We start from the raw sequence: 23,695 nt of genomic DNA on the forward strand, positions 1-23,695 counted from the left end.
TTATATCTGTATAAGTCCGTTTCCGATGTCTCTGTATTTCAAACCTTCGATGGGTTTTGCCTTCGTTTCAACAAGTTCCCAGATTTCTTTTGCCGATTTTTCGGGAAACTGTTCCATATATAAGGCAATAAGCCCTGAAACATGCGGTGTTGCCATGCTTGTTCCGCTCATTGCGTAATAATTGCCGGTTTTATTCTTAGAATTTTTGGGATAAGAACTGATGATATCGACTCCGGGAGCGCAGATATTGACGTTTCCTCCGGTTGAAGGATTTAAGCCCGCGTTGGAAAATTTAGCCACTTTCATTTGTCCGTCAATCGCTCCGACTGCCATTACCGACATGGAGTTTGCTGGCATTGAAACAGGTTTGGGAACAGCCGGTCTGTTGCTGTCGTTTCCTGCCGCTGCAATAATGATGCAGTTGTTTTCCAAAGCTCTTGCTCCTATGGTTTCAAAAAGCGGAGAAGGTGCTTCATTCAGCAGAACGGGAGAAGCGAGTGAAAGGGACAGAATTCTGAATTTCTTTGTAATTGCCCAGTCTATCGCATCAATAACGCTGCTTGTGGTTCCTTTTCCTGCATCGGAAAGCACTTTTGCAATTTTTAAATTGGCATCTTTTGCGATTCCGTACCGTTTTCCGTTGTCCAGTCTTATATTTCCTGTTGCAACTCCTGCACAGTGGGTTCCGTGACCGTTGGGATCGCGGTTCCAATCTTCTCCGGCAATAAAGGATTTCCCTTCTATATTTCTCCCGAAAAAATCGGGATGAGAAAGTTCTAGTCCTGTATCCAGAATACAGATATCAACACCTTTTCCTGTGTATAAAGAATTTCCGAGACCCAAAGCTTTGAGTCCCCATTCCATTTCCACTAAAGGTTTCTGCGGTAACGGTTTATTTATAATGTATTTTTCCAGCTCGGTGATTTTGTCTGCAATCTCTGCGGACTGCTTTTTCAGTTCACTGATGATGGAGAGTTCATCCGCCGAAAAAAAATCTCTTTCTTTTTCAAAATAAACGATCGGGTTAGAATCGTTTTTCACAGCGCTTTTCAGCTGTGCTTCATCCATATTTTCAACCACAAGAACACCCAGATTTTTGTAGAGAACTCCGTTATCTTCATCAATAACATCGTAGGAACGGTTTTCCGCAGAAAGAAATTCTGATGAAGTAATGTTTACATCCAGTTCGTTTTCCACTTTTTTGAGGGAATTTTTATGCTGATCTTCGAGAACAACAATGTATCTTTCTTTTTCCATGGGTTTTGTTTTTAAATCTATTATTCGCCTTTTAATTTTAATACAAAGGGCACTAAGTTTTTTTTACAACTAATTGCTTTTAAGGCTCACAAAGGTGTTTGGCTACGTCGGATCTTCGATTTCACTTAAATTAAGAAACACAGAGATTTTAAATTATTACAGATTAGTTTAATTTTAAAAGAACTTTTTCAAGAAGCAGGTAAATGTCTTCCGAGATCATCTGTAATCTGAGTTTTTTATTAATTCCGGCAATCTGAGTGTTTTGTTTGATTAAAGAATTCCAGAAGTCTTCAATTTTAGGTACATTGGCGAGACTTTTCACGATTTCGTCGTTCAGTATTCCGTTTTGATAGAGAGAAACAATTAATCCTGATAAAATTTCTTCTGCTTCATCCAGTTTTTTATGCTCTTTGGTATACATTTCCATTAAAAACTTGTGTACACTTTCCATTGCGCTGAACGAAAATCCCCAAGTCAGCTCACGTTTTCCCGAAGCTATTTTTTCCATCTGAACAGGATTAAACCCTCTTTTTACAGTGGAAATCATGTTCATAACTTTTAAAACTTCGGATTCGTACGTGGTATTTCCTTTGGTTTTCAGGTAATCTAAAAATTCGTAGAGAAATTCCTCAAACTGCGCATCAAAATCGAAAGACTTCGACAGATAAAGCTCCTGAACTTTATTAAAATGCTCAAGCAATCCCTGAATTTTCTGTATCGTGTGATGAACGAGTTCCTGCATTACTCAAAAATTATCTGTTCGACTTCTTTACCGTCTTTGTCTTTAAAAGAGACGATTCTGATTCCTTCGTCTTCCATTTCCACATGAAGATTGACGAAAAGCTTGTCTTTATCTTCCGCAGAGTTGGTATTGGGATCGATGTAGATGTTATTGATTTTAGAATTCACAAGGCTGAATCTGTTCAGCAAAGCATTGCTAAAAATTTCTTTCAGCTCATTCACTTCCTCTTCGCCGTTTCCCTCCTGCACGCGAAAAATTCCGGAATTTAAACTTTTAACATTCTGTCTGAGATCAACTTTAAGCAATTCCACAGAAGGTTTTTTACCAAATTTCTGGTCTCCGGTTTCAAGTGCTTTAAAAAGACTGGTAAATTCTTTGGTCTGAAGCTGTTTTTTGCTGATCTCCGTCATGTTGAGGTTTTTCTCTTTATTGACAAGGCGGATTTTTTTGTTAACATCTTCCACAAGCTGATCTTCGCTGTACTTGAAATTGTACTTCGAATCTGCATCAATATCCGTGATTTTGATGGGAATATCCATTTTTACACTCGGAAGCGAATATCTTGGAACTTTAAAAAACTTTAAATACTCGTGTTTAGCATATTCTTTTGCGATCATTACCGCATTTTCGTCTGCTTTTTTACGAGCCTGAATTATCTCGTTGTTGAGATAATCCAGGTAATCTGATAATTTAATCATTTCTCGTAAAGGGTTTTTATTGTGCAAGTAATCCTAAAACTTTTTCCAATCCTGCAGGCATTTCGTCGTTGGTTGCTCTTACTTTTACGCCCAGAGAATATTCTTTTTCCACTTTAATTCCTGTTGCAGAAGTTCTTTTGTAAGAAACATCCACTTTAAACTTCACCGGTCCGAAACCTCCTGAAGCTCCCGCAGTGATCCCGAATTCATCGCTTACATCTTTGGTGTAAGTAGAATTTAATTTTACATTGAAATCCACTTCGCAGGTTTCAATTCTGAAGCTCGGAACATTTAGTAATGCAATGAAAGGAACTGAAATTTCAACATCGTTCATTGTTTCTTTAGGATTGGTGGAACTTTCGGGTTCTGCCGGATCAAAATCTGGGTTTGGTCCCATTTTTTTGTACTTGAATTCCGCCATACGAAGCTTGCTGTCACTTCCATCCTGTTCGAATCCTACTTCTTTGATGAAATTTACTGTGCTGATTGATGCATTCGACTGTGCTTTTACACACGCATCCAAAGGACCTCCGATGATGGTTGCAAAATCGATGCTTCCCAATTCTGCTGCAAAATCTGCACTTTCGGCTCCTGAAGTTTTGAAAACCTGATCATCTGCCGCCATTCTTCCTGCCATCATTCTCATGATTTCTGAAGAAACGGCTGCGAAAGATTTTTCCCACTTCTCATCGTAATTTTTCTTGAAGTCTTCAATAATGCTTACCAATTCTTTGTTGGAAAGGGAAGAAAGCTCGGAAGTTTCAATACCTGAAACTTTTTCGTAAACTGCGGGACTTAAAGATTTTTCCAGTCCTGTTAACAAATCAATTAATTCACTTTTTGTTTTCTTGGTGTGGTTCGCTTCCAACACCGACTTTAATGTTTCCATGTTTGGTTGTTTAGGTTATTAAAAATTGATACTGCAAATTTATAGTCGTGCGTGATGAGATATCTCAGTAATTCACCTAAATTTCAACCGTAAAATCACCCAAATAAAAAAAGTAGATTCCCCATTGAGAATCTACTTTTTGCTTTATTTAAAGGATTTTTTTCTTTTTAAATTAGAAAACAATTTAAATTTTTCTGATTATCCGCAATATGTTATAATTAAATGTTGCTCACTGTAATCATTATTATTTTTTTACCACAACGTACACTAAGGTTATCCACAAAGCTCACAACTATTGTGTTCCTTATGAAATCTTTAGTGCTCTTCGTGGTTAAAATCCAAGCATGATAAATAAAGTATATCCAAATAAATTTTTATACACATTGTCATTCTGACGAAGGAGAAATCTAAATATTCTTTTTTAGAGATTCTTCACTCCACTTCGTTCCGATCAGAATGACAGTGAAAACATTAAAATCTAAAAATTAATTTGATTTTTTAGCTTTAATCATGGCTTCGAGAGCATCCCACATTTCCTGCGAAATATCTTCCAACATATTAAATTCACCTGCTCCCTGCAACCATTCTCCACCGTCGATGGTTACGACTTCACCATTCATATAAGCTGAATAATCTGAAACTAAGTAAGCCGCAAGGTTTGCCAGTTCCTGATGTTCTCCTACTCTTCTTAAAGGAACTTTTTTTCTCATATCAAATTTTTCCTGCAGATTTCCCGGAAGCAATCTGTCCCATGCTCCTTTTGTAGGAAATGGTCCCGGAGCAATGGCATTGAAACGGATTCCGTATTTTGCCCATTCCACCGCCAAAGATCTCGTCATTGCCAAAACGCCTGCTTTTGCACAAGCCGAAGGAACGACATACGCAGAACCTGTCCATGCATAAGTCGTTACGATATTTAACACCGTTCCCGAAGTTTTGGAATCGATCCAGTGTTTTCCCACGGAAAGGGTACAGTTTTTTGTTCCTTTTAGTACAATATCCAGAACAGCATCAAAAGCAGAATGGGTGAGTCTTTCTGTAGGAGAAATGAAGTTTCCGGCAGCATTGTTAAGCAGGATATCAATTTTTCCGAATTCTTTTAGCGTTGCTTCTTTCATGGCTTCTACCTCATCCCAGTTTCTTACGTCACATGCTACGCAAAGAACTTTTCCGCCTGTTTCTTCTTCCAGTTCTTTTGCAGTTCCCTGTAGTTTTTCGAGGTTTCTGGACGTGATGACTACTTTTGCGCCTAATTCAAGAAAATATTTGGTCATTGCCTTACCGAGACCGCTTCCTCCTCCTGTTACAATAGCTACTTTATCTTTTAAAGCTCCTTCACGAAGCATCGGCTGTGTATAAAGATTCATAATTTAGTTTTAATAGATTACGTTACGTAGTAAATTTACTATAAATATTTGTTTTGGCAGAGTAAAAAGCTATGCAGGATATAGAATAATCAGACAGAATACTGAAGTCTCCCAAACAAAACGAAAAATGAAACTTTTTCAATATATATTAAATTTAATCTTTATAATTGGTTTAAAAAATTACATTTAGTTCATTAAAATTGTACATTTGTTCAAAATAAAGCATAATTATGCCAAGTCTTACTCCTAAAACCACAGTTCTGGGATTTTCGAATGCTTATCATCTTCTCAGACGCACCACTTACAACATTACAAAGGCTAAAGTTCTGGATTTTGCGACCAAAACTCCGCAACAGGCACTTGCAGAATTATTTACGTTCAGTAATCCTGTTCCGCCTTCTCCGCTGAATAATGTGGGTGAAACAATTGTCCCGACGGCAGCAAATCCTACGATTACCGATACCCAAAGTACGGCAAACAGCGTGAGAAACGATCTTTACTGGTGGCTTTACAGTGCTTTGAAGGATCCTTCTGCACAGCACAAAATTGCTTATTTTCTTCATGTTCTTTTTGTAACGGATGATAATGCTTCTTTCTGGACAAATTATGACTATAAAGAGCTTCTCAGGTTTCATGCGAATGGAAGTCTTAAAGAACTGGCTTTCAGAATAACACAGAATCCGAGAATGCTTATTTTCCTGAATAATAATGTGAATCTGAGCACAAGTCCCAATCAAAATTATGCAAGGGAATTTCTGGAATTGTTTACGATTTTAAAAGGACCGCAGATTGCTACGGGAAATTATACCAATTACACGGAAACAGATGTACAACAGGCGGCAAGAGTTTTAACAGGATTCTCCCTGACTTCATCGGTACATCTGGATAAAACAGCAAGACTTAATTCTCTGGATCCGGCAACGAATATTCCGACAGGTCAGGTAAAAGTAAACACACACGATACAGGAACCAAAACGTTTTCGTCAGCTTTCGGAAATCAGGCAATTTCGGGAGGAAATACAGACGCAACGATTAAAGCCGAACTTCAGAATTTCATTAACATGGTTTTTAATCAGGATGAAACGGCAAAAGCGTATTGCAGAAGAATGTACCGTTATTTTGTGGGAAGATTAATTACCACAGAGATAGAAAATGATATTATTGTTCCTTTAGCAGCATCTCTGAAAGCAGACAATTACAATATTATTCCTGCTCTCACCACGCTTCTTAAAAGTAAACATTTTTATGATGAGGAAGACAATATTACGGGAGATCAGACGATTGGAAACATTGTAAGAAATCCGGTTGAGCTTTATCTCCATATGTTTTCTCTGCTGAATCTTCAGATTCCGCTTTACAATACGAATCCTTCGGCAATACACAGTCTGATGAACGTAGTGAATAATTATTCTTCGAATATGGGAATGCCTGTTTTTAATCCGCAGTCGGTAAACGGATATGCAGGATATTACAGCAGCCCAAATTACGATAAAAACTGGATCACAACATCATCTCTGAGAATACGGTATAACAATACGATTGATTATCTCATTAACGGTCTTACCTACAACGGCTTCACATTTAAACTGAATAATGCCTCTTTTGTAAAAGACAGCGGATATTTTTCTAATCCCGCCAATGCAGATACTCTGGTAACAGAATTTCTTCAGATGATGTTTGTGGAAGTTCCGGACGGAACCCGTTATGATTATTTCAAAGGTATTTTTCTGAATAATTTAAGTACCATCAACTGGCAGAATGAATGGAATAACTACCTCAGTACAGGAAATGCCAATAATGTAAAGATTCCGATCGACAGACTGGTAAAAGCCATCATTAAATCTCCAGAATTCCAAATAATTTAAGATCATGAACAGAAAAGATTTTTTAAAATTAATATCTCTTGCGGGAGTCGGAGCTCCGTTTTATCTTAACGGAATGCCTTCGAGGTTTATGAATCAGTTTTTGGATTTTCAACTGAATTGTGATACGGTTAACGATCGCTCTTTGGTTATTCTGAGACTTGCAGGAGCCAATGACGGATTGAATACGGTGATCCCGATCAGCCAATACAGTACCTATGCAGCATTGCGTCCCAATATAAAAATTGAAAGTTCAGGAACAGGAAGTTATATTCCGTTAGACAGTACGGTATCTTCGGGTAAACTTGTAGGTCTTAATCCTTCTATGACAGGTTTTAAAAATCTGTATGATTCCGGAAAACTGCTTTTAATGAACGGAGTTGGCTATCCGAACCCGAATTATTCGCATTTCCGATCAGAAAATTTAATGTTTGCAGGGAAAGACGGAACTACAAACTCAGATCTTCTCGACGGTATTTTCGGAAGATATCTTGGCGGGTTATATCCGGGACTTGCAGGAAATCCTACTACACTGAATCCTGATCCGCTTGCTATACAGATGGGAAATCTCAATCCGTGTCTGTTTTATGAGCATACAACAGAGAAAAATATCGAATACAACATGACCGGATTTCAGTCGAGTGTTTTCAGCAATTTAAATTTAATGAATTCTGAATATAATGATCTTCTAAATTATATAAAAGGAGTTGCCACGAGTATGGATGCGTACTATGACCGTGTGATGCAGGTTTTCAACGCCGGAAACAATTCAACCACAACTTATCCTAATTCGTCTTTGGGAAAACAACTGAAAACAGTGGCAAGAATGATTAAAGGAGGCAGCAAGACCAAGATTTTTCAGGTGAATCTAAGCGGATTTGACACTCACGTGAGCCAGGTACAGACGGGAAGTACGCATTTGGGAACCCATGCGAATCTATTGGCTGATATTTCCAATTCTGTTGCCGCTTTTCAGGCAGATATTCAGCAGTTGGGTATTGCAGATAAAATAATGACGGTTACTTTCAGTGAATTTGGAAGACAGGTTCGCGAAAACGGAAGTGTGGGAACCGATCATGGAGATCTTGCTCCGTTTTTCGTAGTTGGAAACGCCGCAGCCGCAGGAATTTTGGGAGATCATCCTGTGTTTACCAACCAGACAAGTTATTACTACAACCAAAATCAAAGAAGATATGATTACCGACAGATTTTTGCTTCGCTTCTTCAGGATTGGCTTGGCGCGAGTACGAGTCTTATGATTACTTCGGAACTGGATTATTACGTTACGGGAAATCAGAAAGTGGATGTGATTAAAAATTCTCAAAAAGCGAATGCAGTATGCTCAACTTTGGGAACATCGAATGTGGTTTCCGACAAAGGAATTAAGATTTATCCAATTCCGGCAAGCCAGTTTGTGTATGTAGAATTTGAAAGCAGAATATCCGGAAATATAAAGTATCAGTTAATGGATATGAGCGGAAGAGTGATTTACAGTTCGTCAGAAAAACCAATTTCCAACCGTATTGAAATTAATGTTTCGGGAATTCCTGAAGGAAATTATTTGTTGAAAATTAATACAGATTCTGAAGAAATGAGCAGAAAAATTATTGTTTCGCACCGTTAGAAGTTGAGCCTGTTCAAACTTTTTATTTAACCGCAAAAGGTACAAAAGATGACTAAACTTTTATTTAAAGCTGATCATTATAAATGAAAAAGTTCACAATAGTTTTTAAAAATCTTTGATTTTTATTCTTTTGAGCGCTTTGAATATTATTGAAATTAGCTTTAACGCTTTAACATTGTCTTTTGTGCCTTTTGTGGTTAATTCTGAAATTAGTTTAAACAGATTTTAAATCAAAAACAGCCCGACAGAAATTGTCGGGCTGTTTTATATTGAACAAGATTAAATTTATTCAGATTAAGAAGCAACAACTGTACCTTTAAAAGAAAGGGTCTTTGGAGTTTTGCTGTCGCTTGTGGTAACGTTCACTGTTTTCATGAAAGGACCCGCTGCAGCAGCGTTGTAGCTAGCTTCTACAAATCCTTTTTTACCCGGAAGAATAGGCGTTTTTGTATAATCCGCAGTTGTACATCCGCAAGAAGGCGCTACATTTTCGATAATGATAGGCTTCTTTGAAGTATTTGTAAATTCGAATCTGATGGTTTTTGGTTTTCCCTGAGGAATATTTCCAACATCAATAGATTCTGATTTCCATGTAACGTCTGCAAGAATTCTTACAACCGGATTATTGTCAGTCGGAAGTGTATTTGCAAAAAACGGAGAAAATGCCAAAACTGCTAATAATGCTGAAATTTTTAAATTTTTCATGAGTATAAATTTTAATAATTAAAAAAAACCGATTTATTTTTGTTTTCACAAATGTAAGATGAATATTTATATTAATCCTGTTAACCGGTCTCAAACATTTGTTAATAAGTTGTTAATGATCAGAAATTAATAGATATTTTTGGATATTATTGTTCCTGTAAAATGGAAATAAAGAAACTCAATATTATTATAACGCTTGGTTTTGTTGCTATTATCGGAATTCTGATAGCACAGCTTTTGTGGACACGACAAGCTTATAATCTTGAAGACAAGAAATTCAACCAGACGGTAAATATTGCTTTACTGGAAGTGGTTGAAAAACTTTCCGGCGGAAAAACCTCCTTTACCGAAAGTCCTGTTCAGAACATTTCCAATGATTATTATGTGGTAAACATTAACAATGAATTTCACCCTGAAGTTCTGGAACATTACCTGAAAACTGAATTTACACGTTTCCAGATCAATACCGATTATGTCTACGCATTATACAACTGCCACAGCGATCAGATGATCTACGGAAAATTCGTATCCAAACATCAGGAAAGCCCGAATGAAAAAGTGATTAAATTTCCGAAGCATAAAAATCTGGTGTATTATTTTTCCATCCGTTTTCCGGATAAAACCACGTATCTCATCAGTTCGTTACGTTTCTGGTATCTTCTTACTTTTGCCCTGATTATCATTCTTCTGGTGTATGTTTATTCCATTTATACCATTATTCAGCAGAAAAAATTCTCGGAGCTGCAAAGGGATTTCATCAATAATATGACACATGAATTCAAAACGCCTCTTTCGTCGATATTGCTGGCTTCAGAAGCTTTAACCAAGCAGGAACAGATCAAGGAAAACCCTAAATTACAAACGTATACTTCCATCATCACGGATCAGAGCCACAAACTGAATAGTCATATTGAAAAAATACTGAATATTGCCAAAAATGATGCTTCAGGATTGTCTCTGAAACCGCAAAGAATTATTTTAAAGCCTTTCATTCAGGAAATTGCAGAAACCGTGAAACAGAAGAATGAATACATTTCGATTGAATTATCTATTGATGATAATATTTCCGTTATAGCCGACGAATTTCATTTCAGCAATATCATTTACAATATTCTGGACAATTCCATAAAATACTGTGAAACCCAACCACACATTATTATTTCTTCTTTAAATAACACAAAAGGTTTATATTTAAAGTTCAAAGACAACGGAATCGGGATTCCTGCGAAAAACCTTCCTCATATTTTTGATAAATTTTACAGGGTAAACACTTCAAAAAGCGATGCGGTAAACGGTTTCGGACTGGGACTTTTTTATGTAAAAAAGGTTGTACAACAGCATAACTGGAAGATTTCTGTTGAAAACAACAGCCATCAAGGAATTACCACCACTCTGTTTCTGCCTTTGTAAAGAATATTTGTAATCATGGAAAAATCTAAAATTCTCTACGCCGAAGACGACAAAACCATTGCGTTCCTCATTCAGGACAGTCTGGAAAATCATTATGATATTTCCTGCTATTCTGACGGAAAATCGGCTTTGGACGCTTTTAACAGAGGAAGTTTCGACATCTGTCTTCTGGATATCATGATGCCGGAAATGAACGGTTTTGAGGTTGCACAAAATATCAGAGAAAAAGATGCTGAAATTCCTATTATTTTTATTTCTGCCAAAGCATTGAAGGAAGACCGCATCAAAGGACTGAAAATCGGAGCGGATGATTATCTGGTAAAACCTTTCAGCATTGAAGAGCTTATCCTTAAAATTGAAGTCTTCCTGAGAAGATCTAAGAAAAAAGAATCTGCACCAACAAAATACAAGGTCGGAAACTATGATTTCGATCCGAACAATTACACCTTACACAATTCGGAAAGCACAGTAACACTTACTCAAAGAGAATCTGAACTGTTGTTATTTTTTATCCGTAATAAAAATACTGTTCTCAAAAGACAGGACATTCTTAAAGCAGTCTGGGGCGATGATGATTATTTTATGGGAAGAAGCCTTGATGTTTTTATTTCAAGACTGCGAAAAGTTTTTTCCGATGAAGAAAATATTTCCATTGAGAATCTTCATGGAATTGGTTTTCGCTTTTCTGAGAAATGATTTTTTTGTCTCCACTCTTAATCAGCCTGAATTTGATCTAAATATTCATAATAAAAAATTGACTTTATCCGAACTTTGGGATAAGTTTCGGCTAAAGCCAATTCAAGTTATTAATAATGAAAAAGCGGGCTAAAGCCCGCTCCTATTGATATCGGTTATGTCGATCTTATTCCTGAACTTCAAAAAGCAAACGCTCCCCGAATTTCTGTTCATTGATTTTTCCGTTTTCGTAAACCAGATTTCCGTTGACAAAAGTATGGGTGACTTTAGAATGGAAATTCATTCCTTCCAACGGACTCCAAGCGCATTTGTAGAGGATATTTTCTTTTTCGACTGTCCAGTTTTCGTTTAAATCTACCAAAACAAGATCTGCTTTATAGCCTTCTCTTATGAAACCTCTTTTTTCAATTCTGAATAAAATGGCAGGATTATGAGCCATTTTCTCAACAATTCTCTCTAAAGAAATTTTTCCGTTCTTATAATTTTCAAGCATCACCACCAAAGAATGCTGAACCAAAGGCGCTCCTGAAGGACATTTTGTATACAGATTCTGTTTTTCTTCCCAAGTGTGAGGTGCATGATCCGTTGCAATCACATCAATTCTGTCGTCCAGTAATGCTTCCCAAAGTCCGTCTTTGTCTTTTTGGGTTTTTACGGCAGGATTCCATTTGATCAATCCGCCTCTGGTTTCATAATCTTCATTGGTAAATGTTAAATGATGAACACAAACTTCTGCGGTAATTTTTTTATCTTTTAAAGGAATATCGTTCCTGAAAAGCTCCGTTTCTATTGCCGTTGACAAATGAAAAACGTGAAGCCTTGCTCCTGTTTTTTTTGCTAATTCAATGGCTTTGGATGAAGATTTATAACAGGCTTCTTCACTTCTTATCAAATGATGAAATTCTACAGGAATATCTTCCCCATATTCATCCAGATATTTTTGCGTATTTGCTTTGATCGTTGCTTCATCTTCGCAGTGAACCGCAATGAGCATTTTTGTATTGCTGAAGATTTTTTCTAAAGTTTCAGGATTATCAACCAGCATATTTCCGGTGGAGGAACCTAGAAACAATTTAATTCCAGGAACATTTCTGGGATTCGTTTTTAAAACTTCCTCCAGATTATCGTTGGTTCCGCCCATCATGAAACCGTAATTAGCGTAAGATTTCTGAGAGGCAATTTCATATTTATCAGCCAACAACTCCTGTGTTACCGCATTCGGAACAGTATTGGGCTGTTCGATAAAACTGGTTGTTCCTCCTGCAATGGCTGCTCTGGATTCTGTCTCAATATCTCCTTTGTGCGTTAAACCCGGTTCACGGAAATGAACCTGATCGTCGATAACACCCGGTAAAAGATATTTTCCACCGCCATCAATAATCCGGTCTGCTTCTTCGGAAATCTGGGAATCTATTTTGGAAATTAAATCATTTTCAATTAAAATATCACCTTCAACGATCTTTCCTTCGTTGACGATTTTTACATTTTTGATTAAGGTTTTCATTTTTACTTTTTTTACAAATTAGAGATGGAGCCATGCTTCCAACTTTGTCAAAGTTTAAAACTTTGACAAAGTTCTTCAAAATTAAGGTTTATGAATGAATTTTAATGCGGCTGATAAAAAATCAATTTCTAAATATTTACATTTGCATAAAATTTCACACGTTGTATAAGAAATTATTAGGACAGACAATTATCTATGGAATTGGAGCTATAGCGCCAAGAATTATTTTATTCATCCTAAATCCACTTTTGATTTATAAAATTCCCAACGAAGGTTTTGCAATTTTCACACAGCTTTATGCATGGATTTCTTTTGTGAATATCATCCTTTCTTTTGGCTTTGAAACTGCTTATTTTCGATTTTCTGCTGAAGAGGATAATGAGAAGAAAACATTTAATACCTCATTTTGGTTTTTATTTTCAACCTCCAGTCTTTTTTTGGCTTTATGTTATTTATTCAATCAGCCGATTGCAGATTATGCTGGTTATCATAATAATCCGGAATACATAAAATGGTTTGCAATGATTGCTTTTTTTGACAATCTTCTGGTAATTCCTTTTGCATGGCTTCGTTTTCATAATAAACCGATAAAATACTCTGCAGTAAGAATTGTACAATCTGTGTTTCAGGCAATTTTTACAGCAGCACTATTCTTCTGGATCCCCGAAAATGTATCTAAAAGCTTTGGATTGGATCAAAACGTAGATTTCCCTTTCTTCAGTAACTTAGCAGGAAGTGCCTTAGGATTTTTATTACTGTTTCCTATTATATTAAAGGTAAGATTTCAGTTTGTGACTTCTTTATTTAGCAGAATGATTAAATATTCATTTCCGTTGATGCTGGCTGGTCTTGCTTTCATGGTGAATGAAAATTTTGATAAATCTATTCAAAGAGGTCTTATTTCCGATGAAGAAGCAGGAGCTTATGGAGGATGCTACAAATTAGCTGTACTAATGACATTATTTGTAACCGCTTACAGAATGGGAATCGAGCCTTTCTTTTTTAAACAAATGGATAAAGGAGACGCTAAAAAAACCTATGCTAAAGTAGCCGAATATTTTGCATTTTTTGCCTGTGTGGTTGCTTTAGGAATTATTGCCAACATTTCCTGGCTGAAAAGTGTATTTATCCCCAATCAGTCTTATTGGATTGCAATAGATATCATCCCGATTATTGTTGTAGCAAACCTTTGCTTTGGAATTTATTATAATTTTTCGACATGGTATAAAGTAACGGACAAAACCAGTGTAGGAACCTTTATTTCATGGTTCGGAGCCGGAATAAATATTGCCCTGAATCTTTTGGCATTAAAGTATTATCACAGTATGTTGGGCTCTGCTTGGGCAACTTTCGGGGCTTATGCTATTATGATGATCGTCTCTTATTTACTTGGTCAAAAATATTATCCTATCCCTTACAGAATGAAAAAAATGTCATTCTTTCTGATATTATTGGGAGCTTTCAGCTTCATTATTGTTAAATATTTCAATTATGATATTTTATTCAGTAATGCTTTATTTATAACTTTTACCGGCATTCTAATCTATTCCGAAAAAGACATGCTTCTTTCTAAAATAAAAAGATAAATCTGGCTCTTAATTTGCTTATACCGGATTCTGCGTTGCACCAGACAAAACTTTAAAACTCTTAGCGATACTATTCCACTCAAAGGTTTTATTGCTATATTTATAAAAAATTAGAACTAACAAAAAAACATATTTATATAATTTATGAAAATTATTGTTCCTATGGCTGGACGCGGTTCCAGATTACGTCCACATACACTGACTGTACCAAAACCTCTTATTCCGATCGCGGGAAAACCGATCGTACAAAGATTGGTGGAAGATATTGCTAAAGTTGCGGGGGAAACTATTGAAGAAGTAGCTTTTATCATTGGAGATTTTGGTCCTGAGATTGAAAAATCTCTTATTCAGATTGCCGAAAAACTGGGAGCAAAAGGAAGTATTTACTATCAGAATGATCCGCTTGGAACGGCTCATGCCATTAAATGTGCAGAACAATCCATGACAGGAGATGTAGTAATTGCTTTTGCAGATACATTATTCCGTGCAGATTTTGTTTTAGATAAAAACTCAGATGGGGTAATCTGGGTAAAAAGTGTAGAAGATCCTTCTGCTTTCGGAGTGGTAAAACTGGATAACTACGGTTTCATTACAGATTTTGTGGAAAAACCTCAGACTTTCGTTTCGGATCTTGCGATTATCGGTATTTATTATTTCAACAGTGCCGAAAAACTGATGGATGAAATTAATTATATCATGGACAATGATATTAAAAACGGAGGTGAATACCAATTGACCACTGCACTGGAAAACCTGAGAACAAAAGGCGCAAAATTCACGCTTGGAAAAGTAAACGACTGGATGGATTGCGGAAACAAAAACGCAACCGTAGAAACCAACAGCAAAATTCTGGAATACGAAAGAGATGCAATGTCTCATTTTCCCGCTTCTGCGCAGATCGAAAATTCTTTGATTATTCAGCCTTGTTTTATCGGGGAAAACGTGAAAATTTCAAACTCAAAAGTGGGTCCCGGAGTTTCTTTAGGGAACAATACCATCATCGTTAATTCAAATATAGAAAACTCTCTCATTCAGGAAAATACAAGAATCAACCATGGAAACCTATCCAATTCAATGATTGGTAATTCTGCACAGTATTTTGGCGTTGCAAGGGAAATTTCTCTGGGAGATTATTCCGTTCTGGATTTTTTGTCTAAATAATTTTTTGAAAGTATTAAATATTACCATAAATAAATTATCTTCAGGCCACACAAAAGATTTTGTGTGGTTTGGCGTTAATATTGCAACAATTTATCAAATTTTCCGGCATGAAAAAGTGGATTCCATTACTTATTTTAACTGTATTTCTTTTTAACTGTAAATCCAGAAAAACAGCCATGCAACAAACTCAGAATGTTGACAGTCTCGTTGTGAATGATATGAAGGATCCTGACAAAAAAGAAAATCATGTTGGAGACAGAATGGATTTTTATCAGAAAATTTATCTTCATCCACAGTTTGAATATCTTAAAATCACCAGTAAAATAACCGCAGACAACATTAAAGTAAGTCCGCTTGATGCCATCATTTATATTGAAACCGATAAAAAAATATGGTCAAGAATAGACTTTCTGTTCTTTAATGCAGCAAGAGCATTAATTACTCCTGAAGGAATTAAAGCGATGGATAAATACAACAAAAACTATATCGATTCGGATTTCGATTATTTGAATAATCTTCTGAACGTTAATTTTATTGATTATAAAAATCTCGAAAAACTTTTGGAAGGAAGAACGTTTTTCACTTTAAGCGATAAAAATGCAAAAATCGTAAAAAATACTGACGGCTATCTTGTAGAATCTATTTCCAACATCAAAATTTCTACCGAAAATATTGAAAGGGAATATAAAATCATGATGCAATATTCGGAGGATTTTGATCTTACAACAGTAAATTTGAGGGATGCTAAATCCAACGATGCCATGCAGATCGTATATAGTGATTGGGAGCTTCAACCAAATAATGTAAAGTTGCCAAAAAATGTTAAAATAATTATAAAAGGAAGTAAAAACAGCCAGATTTTAATAGAAAATACGAAATTTGATTTTTCGAGGATGGAAACACCTTATTCTGTTCCATCTAGTTATAAGAAAATTGAGATTCAATGATTAAAAAATTTAGCTTTTTAATAGGTATTTTACTGTTCGGATTCCACCAAGGGCAGAATCAGAAAAAAGAGCAGCTGCAAAAGCAAAATGCTGAACTTAAAAAACAAATTGCACAAATAAATACAGACCTTGCAAAGACAAGAACAGAATCTAAACTTTCTGTTGCTTATCTTGATAATGTTAATAAAAAACTGGCTTTAAGAGAAAAAGTTTATACCAATACCCAAAAGGAAAAAAGATTTATTGAAGACGATATCTATCTGCGTCAGTTAGAAATTAACCGTCAGAATAAAGATCTTAAAGTTTTAAGAGACAATTATGCCAAGGTTTTGGTAAATGCCTACAAAAATAAAGGAGTACAGAACAAGGTAACGTTTATCCTTTCGGCTAAAAATTTAGGAGAAGCGATAAGAAGAGTTCAGTATTTAAAGCAATATTCAGATTATCAGGATAAAAAAGCGGCTGAAATTACCAATGCTGCAGAAAAAATAAAGCAGACGATTGCAAGAAGACAAAACTCTGTAAAAGAAAAAGCCAATTTATTGGTTAGTCAGCAAAAAGATTTAACAACGATAAATGCAGAAAGAGCTCAAAAAGAGCAGCTTGTTGCAGAATTTAAGAAAAATGAATCTAAACTTACTGCTGAACTAAGACAGAAGCAGACTCAGTCTAAAGCTTTGGAAGGACAGATCAGAAGCATTATTGCAGAAGAAATCCGCATAGCCAAAGCAGAAGAGGAAGCAAGAAAAAAAGCAGAAGCAGAAAAAATACGTCTGGCAAAAATAGCGGCTGAAAGAGAAAAAGCAAGAATTGAGGCAGAAGCTAAAGCAAGAGCAGAAGCTTTGGAAAAAGAAAGACTGGCAGCCGAAGTGGAAGCAAGAAAAGCCAGAGAATTAGCCGATAAAAGAGCGGAAGAAGAGAGAAAACGTAATGAGGAAGCAGCCCGTTCCGAAGCAACAGCAAGAGATGAGGCAAGAAAAGTAGCCGCGAAGAAAGCATCAGACGAAGCAGCAGCAAAAGCGAAAGAAGCATCTGATAAACTAACTGCCGCAAGAGCCGCAGAAGCTGCTTTAGCAAAGAAAAAAGAGGATGACAAAAAAGCTGCAGAAAGCAAAGCAATGACCAATTATGGCGTTACTACTGTTGCGGGAAGTAATTTTGCAGACAATAAAGGAAGATTAGGATATCCTGCAGACAGAATCGGGCAGATTACGCACCGTTTCGGGAGACATCCTCATCCTGTATTTAAAAATATTGATGAAGAAAATAACGGGATAAAAATCTCCGTACCTTCCGGAACCAGAGCAAAATCTGTATTTCCGGGAACTGTATCTTCAGTATTGGCAAACAGCGACGGAACAAAAACCGTTATGCTGAGACACGGAAATTATTTTACCATCTATTCCAATCTTTCCGGCGTAAGTGTTTCCAAAGGACAGCAGGTTTCTGCAGGAACACCGGTCGGAGTAGTAGGACAGGATTTTGACGGAACCTATACCCTTGATTTTCAGGTATGGAACGGAAGTACTCCTGTAGATCCATTAGGTTGGGTTTCTTATTAAAAAAAGACTAACTTTGTAAAAATTTTAGAAATGAATACATTAACAATACTGTCATTATCTTGGCAACACATTTTGATCGTAGCGATCATTCTGCTTTTACTTTTCGGAGGTAAAAAAATTCCTGAACTGATGAGAGGTGTAGGTTCGGGTATCAAAGAATTTAAAGATGCTGTAAAAGAAGAGGACAAACCGGGTTCTGAAAATAAGACAACAAACAATAACTCTTCGAGCAACTAAACAATTCTTCACACTCAATGAATTTTACTGAGACTGCATGGAAAGTCTTCAATCAGGCTATTGAAGACTATCACGTGTCTGATGACGTTAACACTCTAATTAATAACCCGTTCGAAAAGGATACTTTGGAACGGATTTTGTATGCTAAAAACTGGATTGACACCGTTCAATGGCATTTGGAAGATATAATTAGAGATGAAAATATAGATCCCACTGAAGCTCTTCAACTGAAAAGAACTATTGATGCTTCCAATCAGAAAAGAACTGATCTGGTAGAATTCATCGACAGCTGGTTTCTGAAAAAGTTTGAAAATATTACTCCTAAACCTGATGCAAAAATTAATACTGAAACAATCGCATGGGCGGTAGACAGGTTATCAATTCTGGCATTAAAGGTTTATCATATGTCGCAGGAAGCCTATAGAGAATCTGCTACAGAAGAGCACAGAGCAGCTTGTAAAGCCAAACTGGATGTTCTTCTTACCCAGCATGAAGATCTTTCCACTTCTATAAATCAGTTGCTTACTGATATCGAGAACGGAGATGTTAAGATGAAAGTGTACAAACAAATGAAAATGTACAATGATGAAAGTCTTAACCCAATCCTTTATCAAAAGGGGCAGCAAAAATGAAACGAATAATTTTTTTTGGAGTACTAATAATTATAATATCTTCCTGCGCAACGGAAAAACCCAATTTTTCTCCGTTGTCCAATAGTTTTTATAGCGAAACCAAAGGATCAGATTCTGATAAAGGAGCCAAAAATAACATCGAAGTTAATGTAGGTGACAATGTAAATGCTTCAGAAATATCCAATCTTATTGCTACTTTTCCACAGTTTAAAAACAATGCTTTAAATACCGAAATCACTACTTTAAAGTACAGCCTGCAAAATTATCTTTACGCTATAGATGCAGGAAATCTTCAAGGAAAAAACAGAGCAATAAAAGACTTTGAAAAATCCTATAAAAAAATTCAAAAGCTAAGACAGAATCTTAAAGGGGACGACAATGAAGTTCTGAACAGATATCTGGTAAGATTAAAAACCAACATTTCTGCGATAGAAGATTCTGTAAAAAGAAATTAAAAAATCAATTAGGAATTAATGATTAAAATTCAGGCGGAATCCAACGTTCCTACGGAATACGGCACGTTCCGAATGATCGCGCTCTCTGAAAACGAAAACGACTGGATGCCTCACATGGCAATCGTTGCAGAAAATACAGATTTTTCCAAACCTGTAAACGTGCGTTTTCACTCAGAATGTATTACCGGGGAAGTTTTCCATTCCAAAAAATGTGAATGCGGACAGCAATTAGATGCTGCGATGAAATACATCCATGAAAATGGAGGAATTATCATTTACCTTCGTCAGGAAGGAAGAAACATCGGGATCATCAATAAATTAAAGGCATACTCTTTACAGGAAAAAGGTTTTGATACCGTAGAAGCCAATTTAAAACTTGGACTTCCGGCGGATGACAGAAACTTTGGTGTTGCTATTGAAATACTGAATTTATTGGGAGTAAAAGATATTAATCTTCTTACCAACAATCCTGAAAAAGTAAAATACGTAACCGAAAGCAATATTCATCTTAACTCAAGAGTTCCGTTGCAGATACCGGCAAATGAGATAAGTAAAGGATATTTACAGACAAAGAAAGATTATTTTGGTCATTTACTCGATGACAGCGATAAATAAAAAAGCAAAAGCTCCGAAAGAAATTCCGGAGCTTTTTTGTAATTATAAAAAACTGAAAAGATATATTCTTAATTTGCTTTAACAGTGATTACTTTAGATTCATCTAAGTTATAATATTTAATTACCGCATTGTAATCACTTGTATCTACTGTAGATGAATTTTTAGCAGGACTTGCCGGAACTAAAACAACTCTGAATGTCTGGCTATTCAGGTAAGTACTCATCTCAGAAGATGTCATCGTTTCTTGGTTAAAGTTCGCTTCTGTGTAAATTTCAAGATTCTGAGAACTGAAAAGTGCATTATAATCTAATTCTCTACCTCCTGAAAGATAATAGGTTTTAGGAATTAATTGCCAAGCATTACTTGCAGCCGGGTCTCTTCTGTATACTAAAACCACATCTGTACTTTCTATATTAATAGGAACAGTAAAAGAATATCCGTTTGAACTTGTAAAACTTCCGGAAACATCTCTCATTTTTGGATATGTATCCCCATCACCAACAGTATTATCGTTATTATCGCAGCTAAATATAAATAAGCTTACAAAAGCCATTATTAAGATTGGAAGAAATTTTTTCATTTTATAAAAGTTTAGTTGTTTATTATTTATAATCCGTATTCAAATCATATACCAAAAATTTCAAAAACTTTGTTTTCATCATTTTTTTAATTGTATTTTTGTTCTTATTCAAAAAATTATGAAGAAGCTTATTTACAGTTCACTTTTCATTTTCATATTTTCAAGCTCAAAAATATCTGCTCAATATCAGCCTAAAAACATTTCCAAAGACGATCTGAAAAAGGCAAACCAATGGGTTGACAAAACCTATAAGAACCTTTCTCAGGACGAAAAACTCGGACAGCTTTTCATTGTGGCACTTTACACCAATAGAGGAGAAAGTGAAATTGAAAAAGTAAGAAATATTGTTGCCAATGATAAGATTGGAGGATTAATTCTGATGCAGGATGATGCAGCAAGAGAAATTACACTGGTAAATGAATTTCAGCAGAAATCTAAAGTTCCTTTAATGATCGGGATGGATGCAGAATGGGGATTGTACCAGAGAATCGCTGCGGCGCACAAATTTCCGTGGGCAATGACTTTAGGAGCTATTCAGGATAAGAATTTAATCGAAAAAATGTCGGCTAAAATTGCTGAAGATTGTCACAGAATGGGCATCAACTGGGATTTTGCGCCGGTTGTGGATGTTAACACCAATCCCAACAACCCGATTATCGGAAACAGAAGCTTCGGTTCGGAAGTAAGTAATGTGGTGAATTCTGCATCAGCTTACGCGAACGGACTTCAGAATAACAATATTTTAGCAGCGATTAAGCATTTTCCGGGACATGGAGATACAAGTACAGATTCTCATGCGGATCTTCCTTTAATTGCTCACAATTTAGACCGTCTTAACGCTGTTGAATTAGCACCTTACAAAGCTCTTATCAATCAGGGAATCGGCGGTGTTATGGTGGCTCATTTATATGTTCCTGCATTGGAAACCACCAAAGGAATTCCTGCTTCTGTTTCTAAAAACATCATTACCGGACTGTTGAAAAATAAGCTTGGATATAAAGGGTTAATTATTACCGATGCTCTTAATATGGGCGCTGTTGCGAACAGATACAAACCCGGAGAACTGGACGCAATGGCCTTCAAAGCAGGAAATGATATTATGTTGTTTTCTCAGGGTGTTGCAGAAGGGAAGAAATTAATTCAGAAAGCTATTGAAAGCGGCGAAATTTCACAGTCCAGAGTAGAGGAAAGTGTGAAAAAGATTCTTTTGACCAAATACTTTTTAGGACTTGAAAAATACACTCCTAAGAATCCCGAAAACATCAATTCAGATTTAAATAATGATTCTCATAAAACTTTAGTTCAGAATCTCTATTCAAATGCGATCACTCTCCTGAAGGATGAAAAAAAACTGCTTCCATTAAACGGAAAACAAATCTATTACATCCCGTTGGAAGAAGCTCCTTATCAGACGTTTGCCAATCGATTAGGTTCAAATATTACAATTAAAAACGCTAATGAAATTGCTACTATTCCTGCAAATTCAACAGTGATTGTCGGTTTCCATAAAGATAATTCTACGGCTTACAAACCATATAAAATCTCAGACGCTTCAAAAAAAGTATTATCCGATCTTACGAAAAACCAAAATGTGATTCTAAATGTTTTCGGAAGTGCTTATGCATTGAAGGATATTGATATTTCTAAAGTTTCTACCGTTCTGGTTTCGTATGAAAACAATGAAGACTCCATGAATGCAACAGCCGATGCATTAAATGGAAAAACAAAAATCCAGGGCAGACTTCCTGTTTTGGTAAATGATACTTTGAAGTCAGGAATGGGAATGGATCTCATTCCAGCAATTGTAAAATAAAAGGTGTAAATTCTAAAATTTACAACATCAAAACCAAAAAAAATAAATGAAAATAGGCATACTTTGCTATCCCACCTACGGAGGAAGCGGAATTGTAGCAACAGAACTCGGAATGTCGCTTGCCAACAAAGGCTATGAAGTTCACTTCATCAGCAACGCACTTCCTGCGAGATTAGATATTACCAATCCGAATATTTTCTTTCACAGGGTAAATGTTCAGACTTATCCGCTTTTCCAATATCAGCCGTATGATATTGCGCTGAGCTCGATGATTTACCGTGTGGTGAATCTCTACAAACTGGATCTGCTTCATGCACACTACGCTATTCCTTACGCTTATGCTGCGTTTACAGCCAAACAGATGCTGAAGGAAGATAATAATGATATTCCGTTGGTTACAACGCTTCACGGGACAGACATTACATTGGTCGGGCAGCATCCAAGTTACAAACACGCCGTGGAATTCTCCATCAATCAATCGGATGCGATCACTTCGGTATCGGAAAGTCTGAAAAGAGATACACTCCAGTTCTTTAATATTAAAAAAGAAATTCAGGTGATTACAAATTTTATCGATAATTCTGAATTTGACGAATGCAACGAATGCCAGAGAACACAGTTTGCCAATCCGGACGAAAAAATCCTGATCCACGTATCCAACCTGCGTCCTGTAAAACGTGTGGAAGAAGTATTGCAGATTTTCAAGAATGTTCAGAAAAAGGTAAAATCCAAGCTTATCATCATCGGAGAAGGTCCCGATATGGAGAAAGTAAACCAGTTTCTGGAAGAAAATCCGGATCTGATTTCAAAAATCCGTCTTTTGGGTAAAGTAAATGATCTTTACAGGATCCTTCAGCTTTCGGATGTATTCTTACTGCCTTCTGAACAGGAAAGTTTCGGTCTTGCCGCACTGGAAGCAATGGCAGCCAATACTCCGGTCATCAGCTCGAATGCGGGAGGAATTCCGGAAGTAAACATTCAGGGAGAAACAGGTTTTCTTGCAGAAATCGGAAATGTGGAAGCGATGAGCAATTACACGATTAAACTACTGAGCAACGATGAACTTCTGGCGAAGATGAAAATCAATGCCAAAGAACAGGCGATAAAATTTGACCTTAAAAATATTCTTCCGATCTACGAAGAAATGTACAGAACCACTATTGAGAATTTCAAAAGTGAACTTACCAAAGCATAGTTTTATATTGAAAAAATTTGGAATTGGAATTACAAAACCTCACAGGTTTTTAAAAACCTGTGAGGTTTATGCAATAAAAAACAGTGGCTGCATTCATCAAGATGCAGCCTTTTTTGTGCAGCCAGTTTTTGAAGATTAATATTTTTCATGCAAACAA

22 protein-coding genes are annotated in these 23,695 nt (G+C 36.2%); 14 read left to right on the top strand and 8 right to left on the bottom strand.

Features of this window, described 5'->3' with window-relative positions; genetic code table 11:
- From H6W52_RS04685 to H6W52_RS04705, 5 genes are all read right to left on the bottom strand, one after another.
- On the bottom strand, positions 1 to 1,257 hold the full coding sequence (locus H6W52_RS04685; RefSeq protein ID WP_116095956.1) for a S8 family peptidase: 1,257 nt from the start codon (positions 1,255 to 1,257) through the stop codon (positions 1 to 3).
- A gap of 163 nt (positions 1,258 to 1,420) precedes the next feature.
- Positions 1,421 to 1,999 carry a hypothetical protein gene (locus H6W52_RS04690; protein WP_116095954.1) on the bottom strand — a complete coding sequence of 193 codons (579 nt, stop codon included), beginning with the start codon at positions 1,997 to 1,999 and terminating at the stop codon, positions 1,421 to 1,423.
- A complete protein-coding gene (locus tag H6W52_RS04695) occupies positions 1,999 to 2,697 on the bottom strand; it encodes a hypothetical protein (RefSeq protein ID WP_076395114.1) in 699 nt (232 codons plus the stop codon). The genes H6W52_RS04690 and H6W52_RS04695 overlap by 1 nt, the downstream gene beginning before the upstream one ends.
- A gap of 16 nt (positions 2,698 to 2,713) precedes the next feature.
- Positions 2,714 to 3,586, bottom strand: coding sequence for a DUF2589 domain-containing protein (locus H6W52_RS04700; RefSeq protein ID WP_206608136.1), 873 nt, complete (start codon positions 3,584 to 3,586; stop codon positions 2,714 to 2,716).
- Between the two features lie 485 nt (positions 3,587 to 4,071).
- Positions 4,072 to 4,953, bottom strand: coding sequence for an SDR family oxidoreductase (locus tag H6W52_RS04705; RefSeq protein WP_116095952.1), 882 nt, complete (start codon positions 4,951 to 4,953; stop codon positions 4,072 to 4,074).
- 230 nt (positions 4,954 to 5,183) lie between these two features.
- Here H6W52_RS04705 and H6W52_RS04710 point away from each other — a divergent pair, with 230 nt between their 5' ends.
- Positions 5,184 to 6,818, top strand: a complete 1,635-nt coding sequence (locus H6W52_RS04710) for a DUF1800 family protein (protein ID WP_116095950.1) — start codon at positions 5,184 to 5,186, stop codon at positions 6,816 to 6,818.
- Positions 6,819 to 6,822: 4 nt separating this feature from the next.
- Complete coding sequence (locus H6W52_RS04715; RefSeq protein WP_116095948.1) at positions 6,823 to 8,439, top strand: DUF1501 domain-containing protein; 1,617 nt, start codon at positions 6,823 to 6,825, stop codon at positions 8,437 to 8,439.
- Positions 8,440 to 8,733: 294 nt separating this feature from the next.
- On the opposite strand, the gene H6W52_RS04720 is transcribed toward H6W52_RS04715, so the two are convergent.
- Positions 8,734 to 9,144, bottom strand: a complete 411-nt coding sequence (locus H6W52_RS04720) for a DUF1573 domain-containing protein (RefSeq protein WP_076395107.1) — start codon at positions 9,142 to 9,144, stop codon at positions 8,734 to 8,736.
- A gap of 162 nt (positions 9,145 to 9,306) precedes the next feature.
- On the opposite strand from H6W52_RS04720, the gene H6W52_RS04725 reads away from it, so the two are divergent.
- Both H6W52_RS04725 and H6W52_RS04730 read left to right on the top strand, forming a co-directional pair.
- Complete coding sequence (locus H6W52_RS04725; protein ID WP_116095946.1) at positions 9,307 to 10,554, top strand: sensor histidine kinase; 1,248 nt, start codon at positions 9,307 to 9,309, stop codon at positions 10,552 to 10,554.
- Between the two features lie 15 nt (positions 10,555 to 10,569).
- Entirely contained in the window at positions 10,570 to 11,250 is a 681-nt protein-coding gene (locus H6W52_RS04730) for a response regulator transcription factor (protein ID WP_116095944.1), read from the top strand.
- A 166-nt stretch (positions 11,251 to 11,416) separates the two neighbouring features.
- On the opposite strand, the gene H6W52_RS04735 is transcribed toward H6W52_RS04730, so the two are convergent.
- Entirely contained in the window at positions 11,417 to 12,754 is a 1,338-nt protein-coding gene (locus tag H6W52_RS04735) for a dihydroorotase (RefSeq protein ID WP_116095942.1), read from the bottom strand.
- 161 nt (positions 12,755 to 12,915) lie between these two features.
- On the opposite strand from H6W52_RS04735, the gene H6W52_RS04740 reads away from it, so the two are divergent.
- The 8 genes from H6W52_RS04740 to ribA all read left to right on the top strand — a co-directional run bounded on the left by H6W52_RS04740 (position 12,916) and on the right by ribA (position 19,949).
- Positions 12,916 to 14,340: an oligosaccharide flippase family protein gene (locus H6W52_RS04740; RefSeq protein ID WP_116095940.1), complete on the top strand. Its 1,425-nt coding sequence runs from the start codon at positions 12,916 to 12,918 to the stop codon at positions 14,338 to 14,340.
- 144 nt (positions 14,341 to 14,484) lie between these two features.
- The gene (locus H6W52_RS04745) at positions 14,485 to 15,501 is read left to right on the top strand and encodes a sugar phosphate nucleotidyltransferase (RefSeq protein ID WP_076395095.1); all 1,017 of its coding nucleotides are present in this window, start codon (positions 14,485 to 14,487) and stop codon (positions 15,499 to 15,501) included.
- Positions 15,502 to 15,608: 107 nt separating this feature from the next.
- Complete coding sequence (locus H6W52_RS04750; protein WP_116095938.1) at positions 15,609 to 16,448, top strand: DUF4292 domain-containing protein; 840 nt, start codon at positions 15,609 to 15,611, stop codon at positions 16,446 to 16,448.
- The gene (locus H6W52_RS04755; protein WP_087707866.1) at positions 16,445 to 18,010 is read left to right on the top strand and encodes a peptidoglycan DD-metalloendopeptidase family protein; all 1,566 of its coding nucleotides are present in this window, start codon (positions 16,445 to 16,447) and stop codon (positions 18,008 to 18,010) included. The genes H6W52_RS04750 and H6W52_RS04755 overlap by 4 nt, the downstream gene beginning before the upstream one ends.
- A 30-nt stretch (positions 18,011 to 18,040) precedes the next feature.
- The gene (locus H6W52_RS04760; protein ID WP_042721620.1) at positions 18,041 to 18,247 is read left to right on the top strand and encodes a twin-arginine translocase TatA/TatE family subunit; all 207 of its coding nucleotides are present in this window, start codon (positions 18,041 to 18,043) and stop codon (positions 18,245 to 18,247) included.
- A gap of 17 nt (positions 18,248 to 18,264) precedes the next feature.
- Positions 18,265 to 18,879 carry a DUF4254 domain-containing protein gene (locus tag H6W52_RS04765; protein WP_116095936.1) on the top strand — a complete coding sequence of 205 codons (615 nt, stop codon included), beginning with the start codon at positions 18,265 to 18,267 and terminating at the stop codon, positions 18,877 to 18,879.
- Positions 18,876 to 19,334, top strand: a complete 459-nt coding sequence (locus H6W52_RS04770; RefSeq protein WP_116095934.1) for a hypothetical protein — start codon at positions 18,876 to 18,878, stop codon at positions 19,332 to 19,334. Before H6W52_RS04765 ends, H6W52_RS04770 begins: the two co-directional genes overlap by 4 nt.
- An 18-nt stretch (positions 19,335 to 19,352) precedes the next feature.
- Positions 19,353 to 19,949 (top strand): GTP cyclohydrolase II, encoded by a 597-nt coding sequence (gene ribA, locus H6W52_RS04775; RefSeq protein ID WP_076395085.1) that lies wholly within the window; start codon positions 19,353 to 19,355, stop codon positions 19,947 to 19,949.
- Between the two features lie 68 nt (positions 19,950 to 20,017).
- On the opposite strand, the gene H6W52_RS04780 is transcribed toward ribA, so the two are convergent.
- The gene (locus H6W52_RS04780) at positions 20,018 to 20,530 is read right to left on the bottom strand and encodes a hypothetical protein (RefSeq protein ID WP_116095932.1); all 513 of its coding nucleotides are present in this window, start codon (positions 20,528 to 20,530) and stop codon (positions 20,018 to 20,020) included.
- 118 nt (positions 20,531 to 20,648) lie between these two features.
- On the opposite strand from H6W52_RS04780, the gene H6W52_RS04785 reads away from it, so the two are divergent.
- Both H6W52_RS04785 and bshA read left to right on the top strand, forming a co-directional pair.
- Positions 20,649 to 22,343 carry a glycoside hydrolase family 3 protein gene (locus tag H6W52_RS04785; RefSeq protein ID WP_116095930.1) on the top strand — a complete coding sequence of 565 codons (1,695 nt, stop codon included), beginning with the start codon at positions 20,649 to 20,651 and terminating at the stop codon, positions 22,341 to 22,343.
- Positions 22,344 to 22,389: 46 nt separating this feature from the next.
- Entirely contained in the window at positions 22,390 to 23,538 is a 1,149-nt protein-coding gene (gene bshA / locus H6W52_RS04790; protein WP_116095928.1) for an N-acetyl-alpha-D-glucosaminyl L-malate synthase BshA, read from the top strand.
- Positions 23,539 to 23,695: the final 157 nt, after the last annotated feature.

The sequence above is a fragment of the Chryseobacterium sp. C2(2020) genome, assembly GCF_014218915.1.
Taxonomy (GTDB): Bacteria; Bacteroidota; Bacteroidia; order Flavobacteriales; family Weeksellaceae; genus Chryseobacterium; species Chryseobacterium mucoviscidosis.